Here is a 24,818-nt window from a genome sequence, read left to right on the forward strand (position 1 = left end):
AACCCTGCGGCTCACACATGGGATGTGAGCCACAGGGTTTTTGATTCGTGAGTTTACACGAAGTCGCGGATCTGAAGATGGCGGTATTCATTCTGGTTCAGGTCCACCACTTCTTCAGTGTCATCCATGCGCACCATGGGGCGGTGAATGTTCTGCCGGGGAACAAAAATAATCTCTCCCGTGCGACCGTCCTGCAGAATAATCCGCTGGCCTGTAAAAAGGGTTCCGATTCGATTAAGGAACAGATAGAGCACCTTGGGATCCAGCAATTCGTTGAACTCTGTTTCCATAATGCGAATGGCTTCAAAGGGAGTCATTTTATCCCGGTGGGGCCGCTTTGATGTCAGCGCATTATAAACATCTGCCACGGCAACAATTCGTGCGTAAAAGGGAATATCTTCTCCTTTCAGGCCCATAGGATATCCACTGCCATCCATCCGTTCATGATGATGCAACACGCCCATGGCCACCTGATGTGACAGGAAGTGGTAGTCTTTAATGGCTTCGTAACTGTACTGAGCGTGTTTACGGGCTTCAGCAAATTCCAGTTCAGAGAATACCCCTTTTTTTTGCATGATTTCAGAATCAACTTTCATCTTGCCTATGTCAATAAAGAGGGCTGTCTGAGTCAGTTCCTTCAGTTGATCGTCCGGAAGCTCCATCCAGCGGCCAATGAGGTGGCTGGTGAGTGCCACGTTATGAGAATGGACATACGTGCTGTCATCCAGATCTCGTACTTTCTGCATCAACTGCATCACATTAATGTCTGCATCAAAAGCGGTAAGGGTTTCATCCAGCCGTTCGCCCAGCGTTTCTTTGTTGACTTCACCGTTCATCATCATTCGCTGAAACTCCGTTTTCAACCGGTCACATTTTTCATCAATGGTCTCCAGAAACACCTTCGCCTGGCGCTCCTGAAGGGTTTCTTCCTTTGGGGGCCGGTGTGTCTCGACTTGAGTCCCGGCTATCTCTTCAGGGATCCGAACCTTCAGCATCATGATACCGTGAGTCGTCAGTACATGCTTGACTCTGTCAAGCTCATCCAAAATGTGTCCCCGCGGAAGCAGCACCATTCCCTGGGCTGAGTATACATCTTGGTCTATCATCATCCCCTGCTTCAACTCTTCCAAAAAGATGTTTTTTGATGTCACATAGACAATTTCCGACATATCCGACCTCCAGCAATCATTGATTGGTACCGCCTTTTATGGAACAATCACTTCTTCCAATGAACGTTTAGGCACATGGTGTGCCTGATTTTCATCTCTGTAGTACTTGATGTCACCATCTGGCTTCAATGGTTCCAATATCACTTTTTCCACCGGCTTTCCGAGCGCAATGACCAGCAGAATCTCAAACCGCGGGTCCAGATTCAGTGCGTCCCTCAGGCCATCACGATCAATGGAGCCAAACATACAACCGCCATAGCCCTCTTCCACAGCAGCCAAGAGAATTGACTGACTGGCCAGTCCATGATCCCACCAGTAGTTTTTGCTGACAAGAGTGTCTCCCAGTACCACAATGTACGCTGTTGGTCTTTCGCCAGAAATGGGTCCTTCCCAGTCTTTCAGGTATCCTGCCCAGCGCAGGTGGGGAAAAATGCGTTCATTTTTTTCCGACTGCCATGAGAGATGGTATTTCAAGGGTTGTAAGTTTGCACCACTGCTGGTGATCCGGGCAAGATCCACCCACTCCCGCAGTTGTTCTTCTGATATTTCCCTGGTTTCATCAAACCGCCGGTAGGTCCTGTTTTTTTCCACCAGTTCTCTGATCATGTTGATTCCTCCCTGATTGATGATGTGTTGAAAGGCTTTATCAAGATCCGGCACTGCGTAACGTTTGCGCAGCTGCTGCCGGGTACTTTGACTGCTTTTGACTTTTCTCTTATACATTTCCAGCTCTGCTTTTCGAATCAACGCTTCCAGCGAAGGCGATGCACTGTCTTTTGTCGCACTTCCCCATGAAAGACTGGGTTTCACCGGCAGATCCTCATAGAGGCTGCACAGTCCGGTAATCCGCTCGCCAATTTTTCGGCCGCCTTCTTCCCCTGTACCGGGCAGCAGAATGGCAAATTCATCACCACCCCATCGAGCGATGACATCATCTGCCCTGCAGGCACTGGTCAGAATTTCTGCAATACGCGTCAGCAGCCGATCACCCACATGATGCCCATGAAAATCATTGGCCATTTTCAACCCGTCAACATCACCAATGATAATGGTGAGGGGCCAGTTGCGAGGTGTGTCCATTCGATACATTTCTTCCTCAAAAAATGCCCGGTTGTACAACCCTGTCAGTTTATCATGATAACTGAGGAAACGTATTTTCTCCTCGGCCAGCTTCCGTTCAGTAATGTCGTTAATTGTCCCTGTCATCCGCAAAGGGGTGCCATTTTGATCCCGTTGCATCACCTTTCCCTTGGATAAGACCCATTTCCACCGACCATCCTGACAATACATCCGGTATTCCATGGCAACCACCGGTATTTCGCCTGCAAGATGCCGTTCATGATCTACAATCAGTTTTTCCCAGTCTTCCGGGTGTACCAAACGCTGAAAGGTGGTGTAGCTGCCTTCCAAATCACCGGGCTGGTAGCCGAGGATGCGCAGGTACTGGGATGAGTAGAACACCTCACCACTTTCCATATTCCAGTCCCAGACGCCGTGATCGCTGCCTTCCAGAGCAAACTGCCACCGTTCTTCGCTTAACGCCAGTGCTTCCTGCGCCTGCTGTTCTCTTGTAATGTCAGTGTAAATACCGTATCCTCCGGTTATTTCACCTTCCACCTTCACCACCAGTCCCCTGATCTCAACGGTTAATGAAAATCCATCACGGTGGTAGCGTACCGCCTGGGTATTCACCAAATCACCATTCATGAGGCGGCTTGTCAGCGCCTCCGCTTCCTGAAGGTTATGGGAGCGGGTAATAAGATCGTCCACGTTTTTCCCCCGAACATCCTCAGGGGAATAACCAAAGATTTCCTGGAATCGCTGATTAATACTGACAATACGGTGGTCCCGGTCAAAGAATACGATCCCATCAGATGAATTGGTGAAAAGAGCTTCCAGATTCTTATTCTGCTCTTTCAATTGCTGTTCAATGCGTTTCTGGTCAGTGATATCCCGGGTGGAACCGAGTATCTGCATCACTTTCCCCGCTTCATCCAACACAGGCGAAAGCTGTACCAATGCTGAACGCATCTGACCGACCAGCAGAAGGGTTTCTTCATATTGAATGGGTTGACAGGCGTCAACACAATTGATTAAGTTGTTGATGATATGCCTGCCTGTTTCTTCGCCGTGTACCTCTTCAGGAGTTTTTCCCAGCAGTTCTTCCAGTGAAAGTCCCGTTACTTCCAGGTAGCGACGATTTGCCGCCTGATAACTGAAATTTCCGTCTGGCGTCACGGCAAGCAATACGACTGCGTCATGAGTGCCTTCTAAAAAAATATTCGGTTGAATAACTGCCGTATCAATACTTGTGAAGGTTGAGATATTGTCGTTCTGTTTGTCTTTCTCCATGACACGCATCGTCTCCTTCGTCAACTTCCGGCATTTATTATCCATTATACCGCAAAACCAAAAATCATTCACTGTTTTTTCTGAATCCACGCCATTTTCCTGCTTTTTGATGCATTTTGCTGCGAGACTGCAACCGTTTTAGACAACCTTCTGCTGCTTTTCGAGAAGTATCACCTCTCACATTTAATTGTTTCACTTTCTTTTTTCTTTCAGGCAGGAACTGAGGCGGTCAGTGTCGAATACCTTTTCGAGTTAGCAGTGTGAAAGAATCGCAGACCAAGCCGTTGAGCGCATTGAAATCAGGGAGGTATGAACCATGTTAACAGCGACAAAACCTTTTACCTTTACGTTGCCAACCGACATTCATTATGGTCCCGGTGTCGTGAAAGAACTGCCTGGACTTCTCAAATCCGAAGGCATCCGCCAGGTGCTGGTAGTCACCGACCCCGGCATCATCAAGGCCAGTCTTCTGGACGTGCTGGATCTGCTGCTGACAGAAGCCGCTGTCAACTATGCCGTTTATGAACAGGTGTCTCCCAATCCCCGGGATACAGAGGTGGAGACCGCTGCCCGGATGGGTCGGGAAACCGGTGCCCAGGCAGTGATTGCCCTTGGCGGAGGCAGTCCCATTGATTGTGCCAAGGCAGTCAATGTTCTTTTAAGTCTGGGTGAAGAGAAAATCAAACCCTTTGAAGGAAAAGGAAAAGTCCCCCGTCCCCTTTTACCCCTCTACACCATCCCCACCACATCCGGCACTGGCAGCGAAGTTACCTTTTCTTCGGTGATCAACGACACTCTGAATCAGTATAAAATGACTGTCAAGAGCCCTTATATGGCACCTCGGGCAGCCCTGGTGGACCCTGAGATGACCCTGGATCTTCCGGACCACGTGACAGCCTCCACTGGTATGGATGCTCTCACCCATGCCATCGAGGCCTATACGGTGAATGTGGCCAACCCCATCAGTGATGCCCTGGCCCTTCAAGCCACTGAGTTGATCAGCGCTTCACTGGTACAAGCATATCAACAGGGAGATCATTTGGAGGCCCGCAGCGCCATGATGTTGGGCAGTCTATTGGCCGGTTTGGCCTTCAGCCACTCAGATGTGGGTGCCGTCCATTGCATGGCTGAATCTCTTGGCGGACGGCTGGACCTGCCCCACGGTCTCTGCAATGCCATTCTCCTGCCCTATGTAATGACCTTCAACCAACCAGCCTGCACAGCGCGTTATGCCCGTCTGGCACATGCCATGGGCTGCAGCTTCAGCTCTGATGAGGCCGGCGCCGCCGCAGCCATCTCACGGGTGAAGGAACTGTCAAAAATGGTGGAACTCCCATCCTTCAGCCATTTACGAATCAGCCCTGATGACTTTGAAGAAATGGCCGTCATGTCTGCCAACAATATCTCCACCGAAAGCAACCCCCGCCCCATGACCAAAGATGACTATCTGGCAGTGTTTCAGCAGGCTTATGCCGGCAACGGAACCGATTAATGCAGTAACGCAGCGACCACGCCGCGGCTAGAGAGGCATCGAAAACAGGTTAGGAGGATGATCCCATGATGTACGGAAGCAACGGATATTTTCTGCGCGTAAATCTCACCACAGGAAACATTTCCCGTGAAGAGGTGAACCCTGCTTTTTACCGCAAGTATTACGGCGGCCGGGGCGTGATTGCCGCTTTGCTGCTGAAAGAACTGGCACCCGGCACCGATGCCCTGGGGCCGGAAAATAAGGTTATTTTTGCCACCGGCATTCTCACCGGCAATCCCATTCCTGGGAGCGGCCGCCACAGTATCGGCGCCAAATCACCGGTTACCGGCGGTTACGGCGACGGCGAGGCAGGAGGATTCTGGGGAGCCGAGCTGAAGCGGGCTGGTTATGATGCGCTTATTGTGGAAGGCCGGGCAGCACACCCGGTCTATCTGTCCATCAAGAACGACACGGTTACCATTAAGGATGCCCGTCATCTCTGGGGCCAATCCACCGGCGATGTACAGGAACTGCTGACTCAGGCAGAAGGAAAGGTGCGCATTGCCCAAATTGGCCCAGCCGGAGAAAATCTGGTGAAGTATGCTTGTGTGGTTCATGATCTGGAACATTTTGTGGGCCGCTGCGGCATCGGTGCTGTGATGGGTTCCAAGAACCTGCGGGCAGTGACGGTTTCCGGTTCCAAAACACCTGCAGTTCATGACCCAGACGCTGTAAAAGACCTCACCCGCTTCATGGCGCAGCACTATCAGACGCTGGCTTCCAACATCTATGAAAACGGCACCCTGATGGTACTCCCACCATTGAATGCCGCCGGAGGCCTGCCCACCAGAAACTTTACCCAGGGACAGTTTGAAGAAGCCGAAAAGTTCTTTCCACAGACCGTACGGGACGCTTATATGACTGAACGTTCCGGCTGCTACGCCTGCCCTGTGCGCTGTGGCATCAAAGTGCGTGGCGGCGGCCCTTATAAAGTGGATGCCCGCTATAAAGGCCCTGAATATGAGACCGTTGCGGCTTTCGGTTCAAATCTGGGCATCAGCGATCTTGAAGTGATTCAGAAAGCCAACGAGCTTTGTAACGCCTACGGCCTGGACAGCATTGCCACCGGCATGTGCATCAGCTTTGCCACTGAAGCCTATGAAAAAGGGCTTATCAGCACAGGGGAAACCCATGGCCGACAACTGGCTTTTGGAGATGCCGTTTGCCTGGATGTGATTCATGACATTGCCCTGCGCAAGGGTGTGGGAGAAGTGCTGGCTGAAGGCACCCGAAGTGCTGCTGCACAATGGGGCGAGGCTACCCTGCCCCTGGCTGTTCAGATCAAGGGACAGGAAATGCCCCTGCACGAGGCCAGGCTAAAACAAGGACTGGGGCTGGGTTATGCCCTGTCTCCCACAGGTGCCGACCATACTCACAATCTCCATGACACGCTGTATGTGAAAGAGACGCCCGGTTTCGACGAACTTCGTGCCCTGGGGTATACTGCATCCCCTTTACCCGCATCCACTCTCAATGCTAAAAAAGCCCGCCTGTTCCACTATGCCTCTTTTTCCCGTTATTTGGCAGATTGTCTGGTTACCTGCTTTTTCATTCCCTGGACAACAAACCAGCTTCAACAACTGATTCAGGCAGTGACTGGCTGGAACACCACCACTGCTGAAATGATGGCGGTTTCTGAACGAAGCATTGTGAATGCCCGCCTTTTCAATCTGCGAGAGGGCTTTGGTGTCAAGGACGACGAGCTATGCCCCCGGTTTTTGGAACCTTTTGAAGAGGGCCCGCTGAAAGGTGTGGCCATTCTACAGGAAGATTTCCTGGAAGCCCGCAGTGCCTACTACCAGCTGATGGGCTGGGATGAGGCAGGCGTTCCCACCCCCGGGTCACTGGCAAAGCTGGGTCTTCTGGAAGAAGAAACCTGCGATTACCAGCGTAGCAAGGCGGATGCCTGATGAATATATTGCTGTCTGTTTTTTTACCTCTTCCGGGTGAAAAACCCCTTCGCAATGCCCCCCTGAATCTGCCCGACGGTACCACCGTCGGGCAGGTCATGGATCAATTTGACGTGTCAGACCATCGCGTCTGGCTGTATGTGGTGAACCACAGGGAAATCCGAAAACGGGAGGATACGCTTAATGAAGGTGATCATCTGATGGTGTTTCCACCCATGGATGGCGGTTGAAGGGTTGTTTTGAACCGACAGTTTAGCTGTATGGTTTTAGGGTAAGTACTCACCAAGAATACGGTTTCACAGCCGGCCCGTTTGCCGACATGTGCGGCAAGCAGGAAGATTTTTGGTAAAGGAGGAGCCCTATGAAACCATTCACCAAAGAAGAATTGCGAGAACTGATGGAAATGGGCGAGGAGCCCAGTGTATCGTTTTTCCTCCCCACAAATCCGGTAAGTACCGAATCGCAGCAAAACCGGATCAAACTGAAAAACCTCCTTCGTCAGGCAGAAGATCAGCTGAAAGAGAGCGGGTATCGTCCATCGGATATTGAAAAATTGTTACAACCGGTGGATACCCTGCTGAATGAAAGCCTTTTCTGGAGTCATCAGCAGGAGGGACTGGCAGCCTTTGTCAATCGCAGACTTTTCCGGTATTATCGCCTTCCCCATGCTTTTGAAGAGCTGGCGGAAGCCGGGCGTCAGTTTCATTTAAAACCCCTGCTGCCTCTGCTGACACAGGATTTTCAATTTTACCTTCTCACATTAAGCCAGAATCAAATCGGCTTATTCCAATGCTCCAGCACCCATATTTATCCCCTTGACCTGGACGGGATTCCCGAAAGTCTGGATGAAGCCATGCGATATGATCAGCCGGAAAAACAGCTTCAGTTCAGCACCCGAACCCCACAGTCCGGCGGCGGCGAGATGCGGGCTGCTGCTTTCCACGGGCAGGGAATCGGTATGGAGAATACAAAAAAAGACCTGTTGCAGTTTTTCCATAAGGTGGATGCCGGCATTCAGCAGAAAATGGCCACCCCCGGTGCCCCCTTGATGTTGGCTGGTGTGGATTATCTTTTCCCCATTTATCGAGAAGCCAACACCTATCCTCATCTGATGGAGAACGGCATCGCCGGCAATCCGGAAGAGTTGACGCCGCAACAGCTTCACCAGCAAGCCCTCGAACTGGTGGCACCTCTGCTGAAAGAAGCCCAGCTAAAGGGACTGGCCCAGTATGCTGAATTGGATGGCACAGGCCGCACCGCCCGTGAAACCGGTGATATCGTGGCCGCAGCACAGCATGGCCGCATAGAAACCCTTTTTGTGGCCAAAGGTGCCCAGCAGTGGGGATCCTTTTCACCTGAAACCCAGGAAGTTGTTCTGGTGGATGCACCCAGCCCCGATCACGAAGACCTGTTAAACATGGCTGCCCTTCAGGCTTATCTCAACGGCGGCACTGTTTTTCTGCTGTCACCTGATGAAATGCCATCAGACAGCCATCTATCGGCTATTTACCGCTACTGATACCACTCCCGTCAATGCAACGGGAGTTCCTGTCATTGATGAAGATCCTCACAAGAAGCGCCCGGGAAATTTCCCGGGCGCTTCAAATGTTTATACTTACTGGGGCTGTTTGCGTTTCATCAATAGCTTATAAAGAACAAATCCTGCCAGTAACAGCTGAAGCACCGTAATGATAAATATCACATTGATGTTCCTCTGGGACTGAGCGGCCTTCTCCACATCGTCAATGTAAAGACCTGTTCCAATAATCCACTCCCATGGCTCAAAATACTTAATATAAGAAATTTTCGATTCCATTCTGTCAGCTTCATCATAGTACTGCCACTGATAACGGGTAAAGCCTTCTTGTCCGCTCTCTGCAATGGCAACAAAACTTTCAAAGAGAGCCAGAAACTCACCGGTTGCTTCACCTTCCAGATTCACTCTTTCAAGATCCGAGCGAAAAGGATGCACCACCAATGTGGGTGTTTTGTCATTGATCCAGTAATAGTCTTTTCCCTCCGGACCAAACCGCAGGTCGCGAATCAGCGAGGTAGCCTGCCCTTGGGCCTGACTTCGGGTTAATTTACCGTCCATTTCCATGGAATGAAAATGAGAAAGAATGGAAATTCCCAAATTGGTCAGGTCTTCAATCTGGCTTTCTTTTTCACTGATCATGCTGCGTTTAAGCAATGGGGCTGAGTAAAAAGTGTTAAACAGAATAAACAGTATCAACGGTATCACTATGGGGTATAGCCAGGTGGTGCGCTTCCATCGTTCTGTCATCGCCATTCCTCCCGTGGGTCAGGCAAAACCTGTGACCGGTTTTCGTTATCAATACCCGACACCATGGGATTTAATCGACTTCTTTTAGTTGCCGCTTAACATTTTTCGCCACTTATCATGAGTCATTTCGCTTCTCATTGCTGTTATTGTTGTTACTGTTGTTGCTGTTGTTGCTGTTGTTGCTGTTGTTGCTGTTGTTGCTGTTGTTGCTGTTGTTGCTGTTGTTGCTGTTGTTGCTGTTGTTGCTGTTGTTGCTGTTGTTGCTGTTGTTGCTGTTGTTGCCTGATCCCGGGGTATCACTGGTGTTGTCCTGATTATTGGGCACACCTTGGGAGTTTCCTGGATTCTCGTCAAAAACCGGATGGGTTTGATCCGGTTTTTCTTCGGTTTTATTGCCCTTGCCCGGGTTTTCATCGAACACTGGATGTTCCTTCTCAGGCTGTGGATCGTTTGCCGTTCCCCGACCAGGATGTTCATCAAAGACCGGATGATTTTGATTTCCATCAGGCGGTGGGACTTCCTCTTCAACCGGCGGCTTACCTTCTTGGGGTGTCTCGGGTTTTCCAGTTTGTCCATTACCCTGCCCCGGGTGTTCTTCAAAGACAGGATGTTCTTTATCTGATGCTGCATCGTCCTTAGCCTTATCCTCTTTTTCCGGCTTTGCAGGTTCTGTTGGTTCTGTTGGTCGTTTTGCAGGCTGATTACCCTGACTTGGATGTTCTTCAAAAACCGGGTGGATATCACCCTTATTTTCCTGCTGTGTTACTCCCGGATGGGTGTCAAACACAGGATGTTCCTTTTCTCCAGTTCCACCGTTATTCTCAGTTTTCTCCTGCTGGCCGCCTGGGTGCGACTCAAAAACAGGATGCTGTCTTTCTGTGGAAGCAGGTATCGGCACCTCGTCCGGACGCTTATGGCGAAGCAGTTCCTTCACCATCTCTGGCACAGGTGGTTCGCCCTCACCATATTTAACGTCGTTATGACCGCTTTCGTTTTGGTGGATTTGCCAATAAGCTTCTCTCAGAACAACCTGATTCAGGGAAATTCCTTCCTGTTTTGCCAGTGCTACCTGCTGGGGAGTGCCTTTAAATGCCAGGAGCTCCACTGTCAGATGCCGATTTTCAATCTGCGCAGTCAGGCGATCTTCCATCATCATCAGCAGCTGATCTGCGACTTCTTCCGCCTCGTCTCCAGAACTTATGGTTGCCAAGGAAAGCACCAGATAATGTATTTCATTCCCGTTCAAATAGCCCTGGTCTTCCAATCGCTCCAGGAGAAAGGTCATCGAGTCTTCCGCCTGCTGGTTTTTCATGGATTTCAACTGCAGGGTAGCTGCATCATCATTCAGCGCTGTTGCTGCAATAACTTTTCCATCTGCCGCTAATGTGATTTCGAGGCTGGGGTTCACATCAATGGATACCAGATATGCCACTGGCTCTGGTCGAACCCACCAGAGAAAGCTGCTCATACCGATCAACATGAAGATCGCCGCCGCAATAGCTGCAGGCACGAACGCCGAAAAACGGTTCTTTCGCCGGCTGGTTTTTTCTGCAGCTGGCATTCTGGTAAACTCAATTTCAGTTCCGGCAAAAACCGAATCCGTCGTATGGGGGATTTCAATGAAGTCACAGGAACTGGTCATCACAACCAACGTGTGCTGACGCACTTCGATGACACACCCTTTTTCTTTCATTTTGATCCCTCCTCCACCGATTGAATGTATGTTTTCATTGTTTCCAGGTCGCTGTCAAGAATCATCATAACTGCTAGAATAAACTGCTTGCTCCGGTCCACCGTTTTCTTAGTCACGCCGTACTCTTGCTGCAATCGTTTAAGCGGCATACGCCCACTTTTCAGGGCTGCTTCCCTTAGATCCTGCTGCTCATATAAGAACCGGGCAATTCGAATGGCATTCCTTCTTGTGTCTTCGTGTTTCGGGGCATTTTCCACCAGGTTATCAAGTGTCAATCCCAGCTGGGCCAGTCTTTTCACCAACTGCTGCATCTCTTCCTGAATGGAAAGCGTTTCTTCGGGAGGCGGGCGCCACAGGACACGCACCTGCCCGGCAGCAACCCCTTCAATGCCTTCCTCGCCCAGCGCTGTAAAGGGCATCTCATTCACAGCACCTTTGTTTTTTCTGAGGTGATCAATGGCGCGGTTACGAATCACCGTTGCCGCAAAGGGCAAAAAACTGCCCCGTTCCAGCTGGTAATGGTCGATGGCTTCATTAAAAGCCATTAAGCCAACTGAAAAGACATCATCGTTTTCTTCTTCGATGTAACGTCCCAGTTGTTGGCTTAGATTTTTTTTGATGAACGGAGCATATTCCCGAATCAGCATATTCCGCTCAGATTCACTGCCGGACTGAGCGGATATCACCCGCTTCTCCAGTTTTTTGCCAAATGGAATGTGCTTCAGAAGCGATGGCACGCTGCCACCTCCTCGCAAATTAAATACGAAACAAAGTTTCATTTTAGGGTACTAATCTGTTGACGGATGATGATTGTTATATTCTATCATACCCATCTATCTTTTCCATTCATTCTAAACCCTTTTTTTGTTCCGCTTATTTTCTGATTGCGATCATGCAACCCTTTCTCTTAAAAACAGCTTTGACATCACCCGTTACTTCTCTCAACCAGATACTGCTCTCAAACAGAAATCTGCCTCCCGATGTTTTCTGCCTGATTGGATTGAGACTGGCCAACATTGCAATAGCTGCCCGAAAAAACAAAACTAAAAATCCATCGAACATTATGAAGCACTCTCAATACAGGCACCACCCCTGAGAAATCGACTCTTGTTGAAATAGCCGTCAGTGCCATTCAGTCTGCCACCTTATTTTAATCACCGTGCTCACTTGAGAGTAGCAAAGAAGCCTGTCCCGGGAGAGTTGGGACAGGCTTCTTTTATGGAAAGAAAGTTGGAAAGGCAGTATGATTATTGGCAATCAACTTGAAATGCATCCAGACGATCCTAATCCTATACTTCACTGGTTTTATTAAATGCTGCGCCATCCTTGAACATCTTTACAGGCATCTTGCTCTGCCGGTAGGCGGCATCCATGGTGGTATCCATCGTCTGCCATTCACCATCCACCAGTATTTCGTTCCATGCGTGATACACATCTATTCCCGGGGCATACCCCTTTGCCATTCTGGCAGGCACGCCCACGCTCCGCATCATGGCTGCAAAGAGAGCGGCATAATCGTAGCAGATACCGCTGCCTGATAATAAAGTGGCGTCAATGTCTGGTTGATAGCCACTGGTGACCGTGGCTGCCTTGGCATCATCATATCTGATATTTTCAACAATATATTCGTAGATAGCCGTCACTTTTTCCATGTCTGTGGTTAATCCGGCAGTCAAAGCCGCTGCTTTCTGTATGGCTTTCATATTCTGATCCCATCGAATTTCCTGAACAGAACTTAGGAAACGGGCTGTCGGATCAACAATGGCCACTTCAATGGTTTCGGTTTTGATGGGGCGGTACTGGTTACCGCTCACATGCTCAAGGATGGAAACCTTGTACTGTCCGTCACCCAGAAGAAGCGGAATGGTTTCTTCTGTTCTTGTTGCCGAAAGGTCAAAAACTGACCGCTCGCCGCCTTTTTCAAGCATGATTTTGGTGGCAGTATGTCCTGGCACCTGGTATTGAACCGACAACAGACCAGTCTCCACTGAACGGGTATCCAGGGAAGCCACTTCCATTGCACTGACTGATACGGTACTGGCAATAACCAACACCATCAGCAACATCACCATAAACCGGCTTTTATTCATAAAAAGACTTCCTTTCGGTAGCTGGCTGCCATTTTACAGGCCCTTTAGCTTTGCGTCCTTCAGTTTCCTGAAGTTTGCCTTTATCGGTGGAAAGCGGTTTTTGGGTAAATAAAAAACTTCTTCTTCGGTAGCTGGCTGCCATTTTACAGGCCCTTTAGCTTTGCGTCCTCCGGTTTCCCAAAGTTTGCCTTTATCGGTAAAAAGTTTCGCTTCCTACCTGCTCATTCAATTGTACGAGCTGTTATTGTCATTATATCATCAAATGTACTTTTGTAAACCTTTTATCCTGAATTTAGCGGTCTTTATTTCTCCTTCTTTCAGTTTTATGTAAACTTCTCACCTTTAGTTCATGCCGGATACCGTCTGATTGATTGCTTCAAATTCGTGACTCTGGGCCATGATTGAAAACTCCTGGCATTTCTAGTATGATAGGATCATCCGCTATATTATACGCACCTTTGAGTGTCATTGACGTCCTTTCTGCCTCTAACATTCAGTTTGACTTGTTGGCAGCTTCTTTGCCTTTGGCAGACACCTGACGTCAATCCTTCCCGATTTTTAACTTTTTTAGGTCTCGGGTCCTCTTTTTTGATATTTTTTAACCAGATTCGACATGAAATCCAAAATATCGGGTAATTTAGAGACAGAGAGGACAGAAAGAAGGTGGCACCCATGAATCATGCAGTAACTGATGAAACAACAGCGAAAGATCAGTCTGTGATCACCATAAAGACTCTGGGTTGTTTTGATGTGGAAAAAAACCGACAATCTCTGGTTGAGGCTTCCCCAGGGTCCAGGAAGCTGTGGGAACTCTTCAAATTTATGCTGACCCACCGGCAACGCTCCTTCACACCGGAGGCATTGTTGGATGGTTTGTGGGCATCGGAGGATTATAATGATCCCCGAAGCACCCTGCGCCGCCAGATGCATCGGCTTCGTCAGATTCTTGAAGAAAACGAAAACAGCCAGACTTCCTATATGAGCATTGTCTATGTCAACGGCTACTATCGATGGAATCCGGAGATGGATGCCCGGGTAGACGCGGATATTTTTGAGTCTTCCGTTCAGCTGGGAGAAGCTTTACAGCATGAGCATCCAGAAAAGGCATTATTGCATTATCAGAAGGCCCTTTCAATGTACCATGGTGATTACTTGCCGGAATGCACCGATCAGCAGTGGGTTTTTCCGGTACGCAGTCACTATCGCCGCCAGTATTTGAAAGCCGTGTTGTCATCCACAGGTTTGTTGATGGAGCTTGGTCAGTTTGCCGAAGTACTGCGAGTTTGCGAGAAGGCCATTGAACTGGACATCTATGAGGAAGAATTTCACCTTCGTCTGATGGAATCGCTGCTTCAACTGGGAGAACGCAAACAGGCACTTACTCATTATGAGTACATTACCGGTTTCTACTATCAGGAGTTGGGCCTGAAACCCACCCCTGCTTTGAAGTCGCTGTACAAGCGCATGCTTTCGACCCAGCCCACCCTTGATTCCATGGATGCCCTTCATGCTGATCTGGATGGGATTGACCCCCTTGAAAATGCCTATTTTTGCAATCCAGATGTGTTTAGATCCATCTACGAGCTGGAACGCCGCCGCAGTGAACGCAGCGGTGCCCAGGCGGTGGTGGGCATGGTTACCATGAGTCATCCCTCATCTGCTTCTCACGGCAAACAGCAACAGCGCATGCAGGCCTTGCAGCAACACCTGCTGCACCATCTTCGAAAAGGTGATACCGTTACCCGTTGGAACGATTCTCAGTTTCTGGTTCTCCTTCCAGGTCTTAATACCGAAACCATGGAGGCGGTGTTGCAACGCGTCATTCAAAAATTCCCCCGGGAAAATCCAGACGACTTGACCCGTATCAAGACTCACTGTCATCTGATTTTGCCTCCGGCGCAGCTTCCCCCGGGTGACTTTGCTGCTGCAACCCCTTCTTCCTTTGCTGAGTGAAACCTCCTTTTTCCAGCCATTATATTCGGTTCTCAAACAGCAACAGCAGGCTCAAGAGCCTGCTGTTGCTGTTGTTTGTTCATTTGCTTCCTCTTCAGACTCCACCATGACACCGTGTATAATCAGCCGATGAGATGCCACATAGATGGGGTCGCAGGTAATCAGCGTGACCACCTTATCCCGGCTGTTCCGGTTTAATACCGACAAGTCTGTGGGCTCCACCACTTTAATTTCATAAACGCGGTACACATATGTTTCTTCAGGTGTTGTGATATGAATGGTATCACCCAGTTTCACCTCGTTCAGCCGATTGAAGAAACGCCCGTAGGTATGGCTTCGGTGGGCTGCAATGGCAGCATTGCCAATACTGCCAATGGGTGAAGTGCCGTCCAGCAATGCCGCTGCTGTTTTAAGATTATGGTCACTGGCACCCTGTACCACCGGCATCTTTGCATCAATTGCTGGAATTTCCAAACTACCCAGCAACGCGCCTTCTTCCGCTGGTCTTATTTCCTCCGGCGATGCTTCATAGCCCTGTACTTCCTCTTCATAAGCCGTGAACATCTCCTGCAGTCCCTGATATGCTTCCACCGTTTCCCGTTCCAGCTCCAGCTGAGTCAGTTGTTCCTCCAGCTCAGCCATCAGTCTGGCTTCTTCCCGCTGTTCAATATAACGATTGACTGCCGGATAAAGCGCGATCATCAGTCCGGCGACGATCAAAATAGTGGAAAACTTGCGCATGGTCACCCCTCCCCGATTTGAAACATTCGATTCACGCTATGCGTGGCATTAATGACTCTTCAAGTACTGCCAAATCAGCTTTTCCACCTTGCGACGAAAAAGGAGAGATCAGTTGCATCTCTCCTTTATTGTATACCCATTCTCTCTTTTGTCTATCTTTTCCGGCCATTCACATATCATTTACATCTTTTCTCCATACAAACTGCAATGCTGCTACACTTCTGCATTTTTTCGGAAAAGAAAACCTACTGCCGCCAGCAATATACCTGCAATATAGTAGTAGGCTGGATTCCCTTCGCCAGTCTGTGGAAGCACCGGGACTCCAAGGGGAATCACTTCATCCAGTACAATCACTTCGTCAGGATCGGACTGGGGAACTACCGGGGCTGCCAAAGGAATCGCAGGATCGTCAATTGTCACTGTTTCTGTCAGAACAACCACTGGCTCGTCAGGATCATCTGCCGGGTCATCAGGGTCATCAGCGGGGTCTTCCGGGTCTTCCGGGTCTTCCGGGTCTTCCGGGTCTTCCGGGTCTTCCGGGTCTTCCGGGTCTTCCGGATCTTCCGGGTCTTCCGGGTCTTCCGGGTCTTCCGGGTCTGCCGGGTCATCAGGGTCATCAACGGGGTCTTCCGGGTCTTCCGGATCTTCCGGGTCTTCCGGATCTTCCGGGTCTTCCGGAATCAATCGATTGATGATAATAATCGTCATGTTTTCCATCCCTGGATTGATAAAGAAGATGATTCCCTCATCAACACCGTCATCTTCTCCAAGCAGCCAGATGCTTTCACCAATCTGGTATCCCACCAGCTGGTAACCATCAGGTACATTTATTTCTTCAAGGATATATGCTCCAAAATCCAATCCTTCCACCATGACATCATTGAGTTGGCTCAGGTCATCAAATGATTTTGGAAACTCTTCTTCATCTTGCACTTCTTCAAGAATGGATACCATATCCATTTCTGTCAGTCTGACTTCAAACTCAAATACCTGTTCATCACTTTCAACGACATTGTCATTTTCATCGATCACTCGCTTTTCAACAGTCACTGTCGGCGGTTCCTCTTCGCAGGGTGTTTCAGGCAACACTACCCGTGCACTGTGGAGGCGCTGCGTGCTTTCAAAGGCTTCGCCATGATGCGGCGGTATTTCCACCAAACCCGGTTCCCATTCGCCTTCCACCAGTCGATAGGTGTAAAGATCGATTTGAACAGGTTCGCAGTCGCGAGGGGTTTCCACCTCTAAAATAATGGTTTCAGGTCCTTCAAATAAATGGTGATCATCATCGAACCAGCTTTGCACTTCATAAGGTTCACCATTGTGTTGCACGTCGGTTCCAGGCGGGTACTGGTAACTGGTAAGATGGAACCCAATGCAGTAACCCTCATTGACGGTGATTTCCACACGATTGTTGTCCAGCCATGTCACTGTAAAATACTGATTGCTGTAAGGCTGGTTAAGCTGAATGCTATCGATGTAGATGACGGCATCCAGGGGAACCATGATACAATCGGGTTCAATGTCATTTTCAAGGCAAACATGGCTGAGTACCAGTTTGGCACCACTGCTGCCTGCTGGGACTACCAGAAATGCGTCCACCAGCACGTCGTGTTCCGGTGTGCCCACAAAGAAGTGTTGTACTTTACCGTTTCCAACAGACTGTCCAACAACCATTTTGGTGCCGGCATTCTGAAAAGTTGCTTCCAGCATTAGGGGTCCTTCATCCCCCTGAAGCTGATTGGCCACGAAATGCCATACAACCGGATCTGTCAGCCCACCACAATCAGAGTCATTCTCAAATTCAGTGCTGGCTGCATTTCTGTGAGGACTGTGGAGCTCAACACGAACTTCTTCCATGATCACTTGCTGTACACCGCCCAAGGGAACAGGAACTTCATCGACATTTTCAAGCTCTTCCTCTTCTTCCTGTTCTACTCCGTTATCACCAGTGGTTTCATCTGTGGATTCTTCCCCAGTGTCATGATCGGCAGTTTCTTCTTCGTTTGCTTCTTCATGTGTTTCTTCGCTTGCACCATCATTGTCAGTTCCTTCATCAGCGAGTTCTTCATTAACTGCTTCTTTTTCATCCACTGATGATTCTTCCTGAATGGTGTCATCATCGACATCAGATTCATCTGCTTCTGTCGATTCGCCGGAATTGTCCGGTTCTTCCGCAGATGCTTCATTATCTTCATTGTCCTGCGCATTGCTCTCATCGCCAGCTGCTTCATTTGATTCTTCTGCCACCGCTTCCTCGGGCACCGAATCAGCAAATACAAAACCCACGCCCATACTGGGAATAAATCCATAAAAGGCTACCAGTATAACGACGATCCAAACGAATAATTGCCTTATGCCTTTTTTTCTGATTTTTTGTCTGCTTCTCATACGACTCACTCCTCTCGCAGGTCACAAAGATGTGATCACTCTTCTCTCAATGGTTTTCAGTCACCAGAACCCCTGAGTCACTTCTTCGATTTTTCACCTTTATATCGACCCCCTTGACATCAGCCTTTTTTGAAAATAAAAAAACTGCCAAAAATTATCTTGGCAGCCGGACGATCGTGACACCTGAATACCGGTGTGTTAGACTCTTGACTTTGCGTCCCATCCTTTCGAATGGTTTGCCTTGTTTTGATATTAATTATCATTATCTTTAATTTAATGATACCTCTCTCCCATGAATCTAAACAGTGTTTTGTATAAAATGCCTGAATTTTCCTTCTGTTTTCAACATTTAGGACGTTTGTCATTTTTTCGTCTGCAACCCCTGAGGTTCATCTTTTTCTTGCTCAACTTGCCAGATTGCTGGCGAATGTGCCGCGTTAAGCGGTGATTCATGCTTGTTCAGATATCCTCCCTTAAACCTTCTATCCATTGATTTATCTGTATCCTACGACATAAAAAGAGAAATTCCTTTATGATTCTCAAAGAAATTTCCCTTTTTTCATCCTGTTATGTGGTTTTGATGACTTTGCCTTCAGTCTGGAATATCTGCGTATGTTTTAGTTATAGTTAAATAGGATATTGTTTTTTGCGTTTTGCCATTGTAACCCACTTTACTTCTGTGAGCTCTTGTATCGAGTATGCACCGCCTTCTCTGCCCTGACCACTTTCTTTCGTTCCACCAAATGGACATGCTGCATCTGCGTCCACAGAGCTGCCATTTACATGAACCATACCTGCATCAATGTTTTCAGCAAGGAACAACGCTTTTTCATAATCATTGGTAATCAGGCCTGCGGAAAGCCCATATTGAGTATCATTTGCGACTTCCAAGGCTTCCTGCACATCATTTACAGGGATAATTGAAGCAACAGGACCAAATGTTTCGTCATAGTATATCTTCATATCCTTTGTAATATTTGCAAGAAGCGTAGGTTTAAACAGTCGTCCTTCGTATGTGCCGCCTGTGAGAAGTTTTGCTCCTTTTGCCAAAGCATCCTGAACTTGATCATTAATGATATTTACTTGTTTGTCACTAATGATTGGCCCAATAAATGTTGATGGGACATTTGGGTCTCCAACTGTTAATGAAGAAGCCAGTTCAACCAGTTTCTTGGTAAACTCTTCCACAACAGGCTTCTCCACAATGAGACGGTCTGCCGACATACAGATCTCTCCCTGGTGAAGATAGGCACTGAATGCCGCAACTTTAACAGCATAATCAATATCTGCATCAGCAAGAACAACAAGCGGGTTCTTGCCGCCCATTTCAAGATAGTATTCCTTCAAATTGGATGCAGCTCTTTGAGCCACATGCTTTCCTGTTTTGGTTTCACCGGTAATGGCAACAAAGGAACAACGCTTATCGTCAATAAGTGCATCACCTAAAACGCTTCCCGGCCCTGTAATGACGTTAAGTACACCTGCAGGAATATCTGCTTTTTCGAAAACCTCTGCTATTTTCAAACCTATCACCGGAGTTTCGCTAGCAGGCTTTAAGACAACAGTATTACCTGTTGCAAGACCGTATGCCACTTTATACATAGACAAAATCAGCGGGAAATTCCATGGAGAAATACATACAATGGTTCCTCTTGGCTTTCTAAAGCTCATGGACAATGACGTTGGATCAGTATGGTATGTTTCACCTTTCACACTTTTAGCATCTCCGGCCGCTGTATTAAGCAAATCTACTGTTTGCGAAATCTCGAACATTGCTTTCCCAAAAGAACTTCCACCTTCATTAATCAACACCTCTGCAATATCCATCTGGCTCTCTTCCATAATGCGTGCAGCTTTTAACAATATCTTCGCTCGTTCTGCAGCTGGTGTGGCTGCCCATGCTTTGCGAGCTTCGAAAGCTGCACCCATGACGACATCAACATCTTGAACACCTGCTTTTGGAACTTTTGCATACACTTCATTGTTAAATGGGTTTATATCGTCAAATGTCTCTCCTGATATAGAGGGAACCCACTTACCGCCAATAAACATTTTGCACTCTTTCATTCAACTCATCCCTTTCACTTGATTATTTTTTAATAGTTCAACCATTCATTTATAGGTTAAAAAAATCTAAGAATATTTTTTCAACATCTTCGTAGGCTGCAGGTCTGGCATTGGTATTTATCACACCGTCACCAAGTGCTCTTTCAACAAGATCAGGTATCATGTCTTTCGTCATATGAACATCATCCAGATGTTTTGGAACACCAACATCTTCACATAGCTTTTCAACCAACTCAAGGGCTTTTTGAGCTGCCTCTTCGACTGGCATGTTATTGATATCAGCTCCCATAGCTTGCGCAATATCAGCAAATTTCTGTAAACGTACAGGCATATTGAATTTCATTATTAGAGGCAGCAGTACTGCATTAGCTAAACCGTGGGGCGTTCCAAAGAAAGCGCTTAGCTGATGTGCCAAGGCATGACAAGCGCCTAATCCATTAAGACTAAATGATGTTCCAGCCATCATAGAAGCCGTTGCCATCTCTTCTCTGGCTTTTAAATTATGTGGCTCATTAACTGCTGTTCTCAATGTCCTACTAATCATTCTCACTCCATGTAGCGCTAAAGCATCGGCCGGAGGAAACTCTACAATTGAAGTATACGCCTCAATGCAATGTGTCAATGCATCAATTCCTGTGAATGCTGTAAGATTTGCCGGCATTGAAACTGTTAACTCAGGGTCAATTATTGCCACATCCGGTATTAGCAAAGGACTTAACACGCCAAATTTCGTTTGTTTCTTGGTGTCTGTGATAACACCAACATAAGTTACTTCCGTACCGCTTCCTGATGTTGTGGGAATGGCAATTAATGGCAGCAACTTAGGAGTTATTTTCATTATTCCACCAATGGCTATATCATAGTCATTCACTGTCCCGCCATGAGTGTAAACAACATTTGCTGCTTTACCTGTATCAATTGGGCTTCCTCCACCAATACACACGATAACTTCCGGATTTTCCTCTTTCATAACGGCTACAGCATTATGAACCATTTCTTCGGTGGGATTAGGTCCAATTTCAGAAAACATACTAACAACCAAGCCCTGTTTCTTTAAGTCAATCATCGTATCCTTTACTACAGGAAATTCTTTCATGACATTATCTGTAATGACAAGAGCTCTGGTTTTCTTCATTTCTTTAATGATTTCGCCGAGTTCTTTTAATGATCCTGCTCCAGAAACAACCCTTTTAGGCCAACAAACGAACGAATTAGCTGCCATTTTGTTTTCCTCCTTTTTCTACATCATGTTATTGTGGACATAAAAGACACGCATTATTCAGCTGCTTCAATACTAATTTCATCTGGCTTAGAGATTTTACTCATAACAAATACTGTTATAGGAACAAAGATTGTGCCATAAGCTGTGCCAATCAGAAAGAAAACAGCCCCATACAACCAGTTATAGTTAGTAGGGTCACCAGGATCTTTTAAAGCAAACCAGATGCCATAAGTTCCAAGTGTCATTGCCACTGCATTAAAGTATGTTTTCTCTAGAACAACTACATGAAGGAGTGCAAGTAGGTATGTCACCGCCAATGCACATATACCGAACGCAACCAAAGCGCTGACACCATTACTCATTAAAACACCAAGCAGTCCAAAGAAAATCATTCCATACAACGGTCCAACAGCTGCACTGCAAAGCATATTGGGCAACGTCTTAAAGCTTCCTTGCTGAGCAACAACCAATCCAAGTCCCGCAAATGCACACCACAGCAAATTAAACAGTGGAGACATGTTTTGAGGATTAGCGGGATCAAAGCCGAATACTGCAGCCCAGATGATGCAAAAGATCGAGATAAATACTGTGACTACTGTAGCTAAAACGAAAAGAAATTTTTTGCTCATTTTTTTCCTCCTCAATAATTTTTTAGTAAATATTTGTGCTTTTCATTTCCAGTCCCGGAACAGATCTGCAAGCTTTATGACCCTGCTAAACTACTCTGGCTACCAGTTGTCAATGAATGTGTGTTGTTATAATGATCATATATAATTGAGTATCTTGCGTCTTTGTGTATCAGCACGAAAAAACGGACTATTAATTGTATTTTCATACAATTCATAATCCGTCGAAGATTTAGTCTGTACAATGGAGGATTAAGTCCGTATAATGGTGTCAAAAGATGGCGAGCCAACAACTCATATCTCCAGCTGGAGTATAAGTGACAAGCAAATACCACACCGAGGAGGATGATTCGCGGCTCAGTTCAAAACTACCTAACTTAAGGGCATTTGCACACACCTTTTACTGGTGATGGACGTTAACAGGAATTAGCCAAACTCTTGGAATCGTTTAACCACAGGCTGCTGATCCAGTTCAAGGAGCAAATTGGCGCAGATTCCAGTCCTGAGAAAATAGAAGGTTGAAGGAAGTGCGCCTGGTCACCTCTGATAGCCATAAATGATTGGTGCAAGCCCTCCATCAACACTTTCAAGATGCCGGATGACAACGTTGTCATACCCGCTTTTCCAGAAACATGCTGGATCATACCCCAAAAACCTTGCAATCAACAATGAAAGAAGACCTGCGGGAGCTTTACGAGACAGCTGACCTGGAAAGCACCATGAAAATCTGCCACCCGATTCATGGTCACCCGCTTGATGAAAAAAGCGGAAAATGAGAGACCGGACTTTTTTCACTCCACAGTCCTTTCAGCAGGCTTTCGAAGGCATAAATCGCAGGCATTTATGCTGCTTCACATAGATTAGAGACGCCGCCGAGGAAATGACACACGATGTTGAATTTGACAGTTAAAGCGCCGGTATCGATATCATTAATGTCTTTGCATAACAATAAAGGGGGCGAAGCATGTGTCTGAAGAACCTACTAACCCACTCGATAGTCAAAATAATTTTTCAACAGAGGACGAACATTTAAGCTATTACTCCATTAAGCTTTTGGATTCTTTAGCCGAAAGAAAAGGTCTCCAACACATCGTTGATCTTGGATACGAAATGTTGGGCAATCCCTTTCATGTAGTGGACTTAAGCTGGAAACGCCTTTCATATACAAAAAACTGTATTGCTGATGATGATCGCTTATGGCAAGAGTTTGATGCCACAGGCTATTTGTCAGTTAAAAGCGTAACGCATTACTTAAGTGTGAGTTTTACCCAAAAGCTGATCAACAGTCCGACTCCATTTTTTTGGGATGACGGCTATACGAAATATGGTCGACTCATGAGCAGAATCTCAATTGGAAACAAAGCGATCGCTGCCATTGGAGTATTGGATAAGAACAGGCCTTTCAAAGAAATCGATATCAAGATTGCTTCGATCATTTCTGATGCACTATCAGCAGAAATGCAGAAAAATAAATTTATCCATTTTACGAAAGGACTCTTATATGAAGATTTCATTAAAGATTTGCTTGATAAAAAAATTGCCAATAGCAATGTCATGGAAGAAAGGAAAAATTACCTTCATCTTAACTTAAAGAAATACATTTATGTTCTTACTGCTGATGTAAGTGAGTTTGACAACACACGTATTTCACTCTCATTTATTCAAGGTATGCTGGAGAGAATCATAGATGAAAGCAAATCCATTATTTATAATGATCACATTGTCATTGTTGTAAGCTATAACCAGAAAAAAGATTTTCGAGAATATTATGAGCAAAAGACTAAAGAGTTATTAAATGATCATAAAATCCGCATTGGAATAAGTCGTCCGTTTACCGACCTTGAACACATTCATAGTTTCTATTTACAGTCTCTTGAAGCTTTATTTCTTGGTGTTCGCATGAAAAGTGACAGCATTTATATACCATATGATGAGTATGCAATTTATCACATTTTAAAAACCTGTTCAAAGCATGATGATTTACTGGAATTTTGCAATCCATCCCTGCTCGCGCTTATTCATTATGATCTTGAATATAATACAGATTTCACCAAAAGCCTGTATGTATATATTGTAAGTTCAAAAAACATTACCACCTCTGCTAATGCTCTAAAAATCCATCGAAATACTATGATTTACCGCATTGGAAAAATTGCTGAAATAATGAAAGTGGATCTGTCGGATTATGAAGTGTTTCTTCATATCCAATTATCATTTATGGTGTTAAAATATGACAATACATACGTTCATCTCTTTACTTGAATAGTATTTGGGTACTTTAGAAAAACACTAAATGGCAGTCTGAAGTACTAACAAGTAATTGCCATCGCAAACCATAAACACTACCTTGTTTAGTGAGTGAGTTGCATATTTCACCCTTTTGCCAAAGCAAGAAAGAATGGAACACAAAACTGATTTCAATGGGTGGCCTTTACGGGTCACCCATTTACTATCAGCCTCGCCTTATCAAACCGTAGGTGAGGGTTTCCCTCATACGGCTTTCCTATCCTCTTTATCAAGTGCAATGACGGCTGCTTCTTAAGCGCGTTTTAGCAGTCTTCCTTTAAGTAGTTCTTTGACTGTTTTCCAATCGATCTTCACAGGGTCAGTGCTTAAAATAATCGTGTTTATTTTATATCCTTGATTGTTTTCTCTGTTTTTCTCACTCATACCTCCTCTTGCCGTCTCAATGTCTCTCTCGTGGTTTCGGCTGATGACTTCACCATTGATAGTATGGTATACTTTTAACATTGATGTAATGATTCCCACTGATTAGAAAAGGAGTGAATGTG

20 protein-coding genes, 1 pseudogene and 3 riboswitches are annotated in these 24,818 nt (G+C 46.7%); of the genes and pseudogenes, 7 read left to right on the forward strand and 14 right to left on the reverse strand.

Annotation, left to right across the window (positions count from 1 at the left end; genetic code table 11):
* Positions 1–53: 53 nt before the first annotated feature.
* Positions 54–1,169, reverse strand: coding sequence for an HD-GYP domain-containing protein (locus AAIG11_RS12425; RefSeq protein ID WP_343186561.1), 1,116 nt, complete (start codon positions 1,167–1,169; stop codon positions 54–56).
* A 36-nt stretch (positions 1,170–1,205) separates the two neighbouring features.
* Positions 1,206–3,521, reverse strand: a complete 2,316-nt coding sequence (locus AAIG11_RS12430; protein WP_343186562.1) for a PAS domain S-box protein — start codon at positions 3,519–3,521, stop codon at positions 1,206–1,208.
* 316 nt (positions 3,522–3,837) lie between these two features.
* Between AAIG11_RS12430 and AAIG11_RS12435 the strand changes: the two genes are divergently transcribed.
* From AAIG11_RS12435 to AAIG11_RS12450, 4 genes are all read left to right on the forward strand, one after another.
* Positions 3,838–5,013 carry an iron-containing alcohol dehydrogenase gene (locus AAIG11_RS12435; protein WP_343186563.1) on the forward strand — a complete coding sequence of 392 codons (1,176 nt, stop codon included), beginning with the start codon at positions 3,838–3,840 and terminating at the stop codon, positions 5,011–5,013.
* Positions 5,014–5,078: 65 nt separating this feature from the next.
* Positions 5,079–6,962, forward strand: coding sequence for an aldehyde ferredoxin oxidoreductase family protein (locus AAIG11_RS12440; protein ID WP_343186564.1), 1,884 nt, complete (start codon positions 5,079–5,081; stop codon positions 6,960–6,962).
* Complete coding sequence (locus AAIG11_RS12445) at positions 6,962–7,192, forward strand: MoaD/ThiS family protein (RefSeq protein ID WP_343186565.1); 231 nt, start codon at positions 6,962–6,964, stop codon at positions 7,190–7,192. Before AAIG11_RS12440 ends, AAIG11_RS12445 begins: the two co-directional genes overlap by 1 nt.
* Before the next feature lie 131 nt (positions 7,193–7,323).
* Positions 7,324–8,481: a baeRF7 domain-containing protein gene (locus tag AAIG11_RS12450; protein ID WP_343186566.1), complete on the forward strand. Its 1,158-nt coding sequence runs from the start codon at positions 7,324–7,326 to the stop codon at positions 8,479–8,481.
* 96 nt (positions 8,482–8,577) lie between these two features.
* Here AAIG11_RS12450 and AAIG11_RS12455 read toward each other — a convergent pair whose 3' ends face one another.
* The 5 genes from AAIG11_RS12455 to AAIG11_RS12475 all read right to left on the reverse strand — a co-directional run bounded on the left by AAIG11_RS12455 (position 8,578) and on the right by AAIG11_RS12475 (position 13,029).
* Positions 8,578–9,246: a cache domain-containing protein gene (locus tag AAIG11_RS12455; RefSeq protein WP_343186567.1), complete on the reverse strand. Its 669-nt coding sequence runs from the start codon at positions 9,244–9,246 to the stop codon at positions 8,578–8,580.
* Positions 9,247–9,361: 115 nt separating this feature from the next.
* Entirely contained in the window at positions 9,362–10,939 is a 1,578-nt protein-coding gene (locus AAIG11_RS12460) for an anti-sigma factor domain-containing protein (protein WP_343186568.1), read from the reverse strand.
* On the reverse strand, positions 10,936–11,676 hold the full coding sequence (locus AAIG11_RS12465) for a sigma-70 family RNA polymerase sigma factor (protein WP_343186569.1): 741 nt from the start codon (positions 11,674–11,676) through the stop codon (positions 10,936–10,938). The genes AAIG11_RS12460 and AAIG11_RS12465 overlap by 4 nt, the downstream gene beginning before the upstream one ends.
* 221 nt (positions 11,677–11,897) lie before the next feature.
* Entirely contained in the window at positions 11,898–12,071 is a 174-nt protein-coding gene (locus tag AAIG11_RS12470; protein ID WP_343186570.1) for a hypothetical protein, read from the reverse strand.
* Positions 12,072–12,228: 157 nt separating this feature from the next.
* Positions 12,229–13,029 (reverse strand): transglutaminase-like domain-containing protein, encoded by an 801-nt coding sequence (locus AAIG11_RS12475; protein WP_343186571.1) that lies wholly within the window; start codon positions 13,027–13,029, stop codon positions 12,229–12,231.
* Between the two features lie 13 nt (positions 13,030–13,042).
* Positions 13,043–13,118, reverse strand: a riboswitch (cyclic di-GMP riboswitch).
* Positions 13,119–13,152: 34 nt separating this feature from the next.
* Positions 13,153–13,228, reverse strand: a riboswitch (cyclic di-GMP riboswitch).
* Positions 13,229–13,701: 473 nt separating this feature from the next.
* Here AAIG11_RS12475 and AAIG11_RS12480 point away from each other — a divergent pair.
* Entirely contained in the window at positions 13,702–14,982 is a 1,281-nt protein-coding gene (locus tag AAIG11_RS12480) for an AfsR/SARP family transcriptional regulator (RefSeq protein ID WP_343186572.1), read from the forward strand.
* A gap of 51 nt (positions 14,983–15,033) precedes the next feature.
* On the opposite strand, the gene AAIG11_RS12485 is transcribed toward AAIG11_RS12480, so the two are convergent.
* From AAIG11_RS12485 to AAIG11_RS12510, 6 genes are all read right to left on the reverse strand, one after another.
* Positions 15,034–15,723 (reverse strand): class D sortase, encoded by a 690-nt coding sequence (locus AAIG11_RS12485; RefSeq protein ID WP_343186573.1) that lies wholly within the window; start codon positions 15,721–15,723, stop codon positions 15,034–15,036.
* A 31-nt stretch (positions 15,724–15,754) separates the two neighbouring features.
* Complete coding sequence (locus AAIG11_RS12490) at positions 15,755–15,892, reverse strand: hypothetical protein (protein WP_343186574.1); 138 nt, start codon at positions 15,890–15,892, stop codon at positions 15,755–15,757.
* Between the two features lie 44 nt (positions 15,893–15,936).
* A complete protein-coding gene (locus AAIG11_RS12495) occupies positions 15,937–18,111 on the reverse strand; it encodes an LPXTG cell wall anchor domain-containing protein (RefSeq protein WP_343186575.1) in 2,175 nt (724 codons plus the stop codon).
* 158 nt (positions 18,112–18,269) lie between these two features.
* A riboswitch (cyclic di-GMP riboswitch) is annotated at positions 18,270–18,362 on the reverse strand.
* A 376-nt stretch (positions 18,363–18,738) separates the two neighbouring features.
* Entirely contained in the window at positions 18,739–20,178 is a 1,440-nt protein-coding gene (locus tag AAIG11_RS12500; RefSeq protein ID WP_343186576.1) for an aldehyde dehydrogenase family protein, read from the reverse strand.
* Positions 20,179–20,227: 49 nt separating this feature from the next.
* Positions 20,228–21,400, reverse strand: a complete 1,173-nt coding sequence (locus AAIG11_RS12505) for an iron-containing alcohol dehydrogenase (protein WP_343186577.1) — start codon at positions 21,398–21,400, stop codon at positions 20,228–20,230.
* 53 nt (positions 21,401–21,453) lie between these two features.
* Positions 21,454–22,029, reverse strand: coding sequence for a hypothetical protein (locus tag AAIG11_RS12510; protein WP_343186578.1), 576 nt, complete (start codon positions 22,027–22,029; stop codon positions 21,454–21,456).
* A gap of 611 nt (positions 22,030–22,640) precedes the next feature.
* Here AAIG11_RS12510 and AAIG11_RS12515 point away from each other — a divergent pair.
* Together AAIG11_RS12515 and AAIG11_RS12520 are read left to right on the forward strand one after the other, a co-directional pair.
* Positions 22,641–22,802: pseudogene (locus AAIG11_RS12515) on the forward strand (hypothetical protein); the annotation flags it as partial.
* Positions 22,803–22,992: 190 nt separating this feature from the next.
* Entirely contained in the window at positions 22,993–24,288 is a 1,296-nt protein-coding gene (locus tag AAIG11_RS12520; RefSeq protein ID WP_343186579.1) for a PucR family transcriptional regulator, read from the forward strand.
* Between the two features lie 276 nt (positions 24,289–24,564).
* Here the strand turns inward: AAIG11_RS12520 and AAIG11_RS12525 are convergent, their stop codons facing one another.
* Positions 24,565–24,777 carry a hypothetical protein gene (locus AAIG11_RS12525; protein ID WP_343186580.1) on the reverse strand — a complete coding sequence of 71 codons (213 nt, stop codon included), beginning with the start codon at positions 24,775–24,777 and terminating at the stop codon, positions 24,565–24,567.
* Positions 24,778–24,818: the final 41 nt, after the last annotated feature.

The sequence above is a fragment of the Anoxynatronum sibiricum genome (assembly GCF_039414295.1).
GTDB lineage: Bacteria > Bacillota > Clostridia > Peptostreptococcales > Tindalliaceae > Anoxynatronum > Anoxynatronum sibiricum.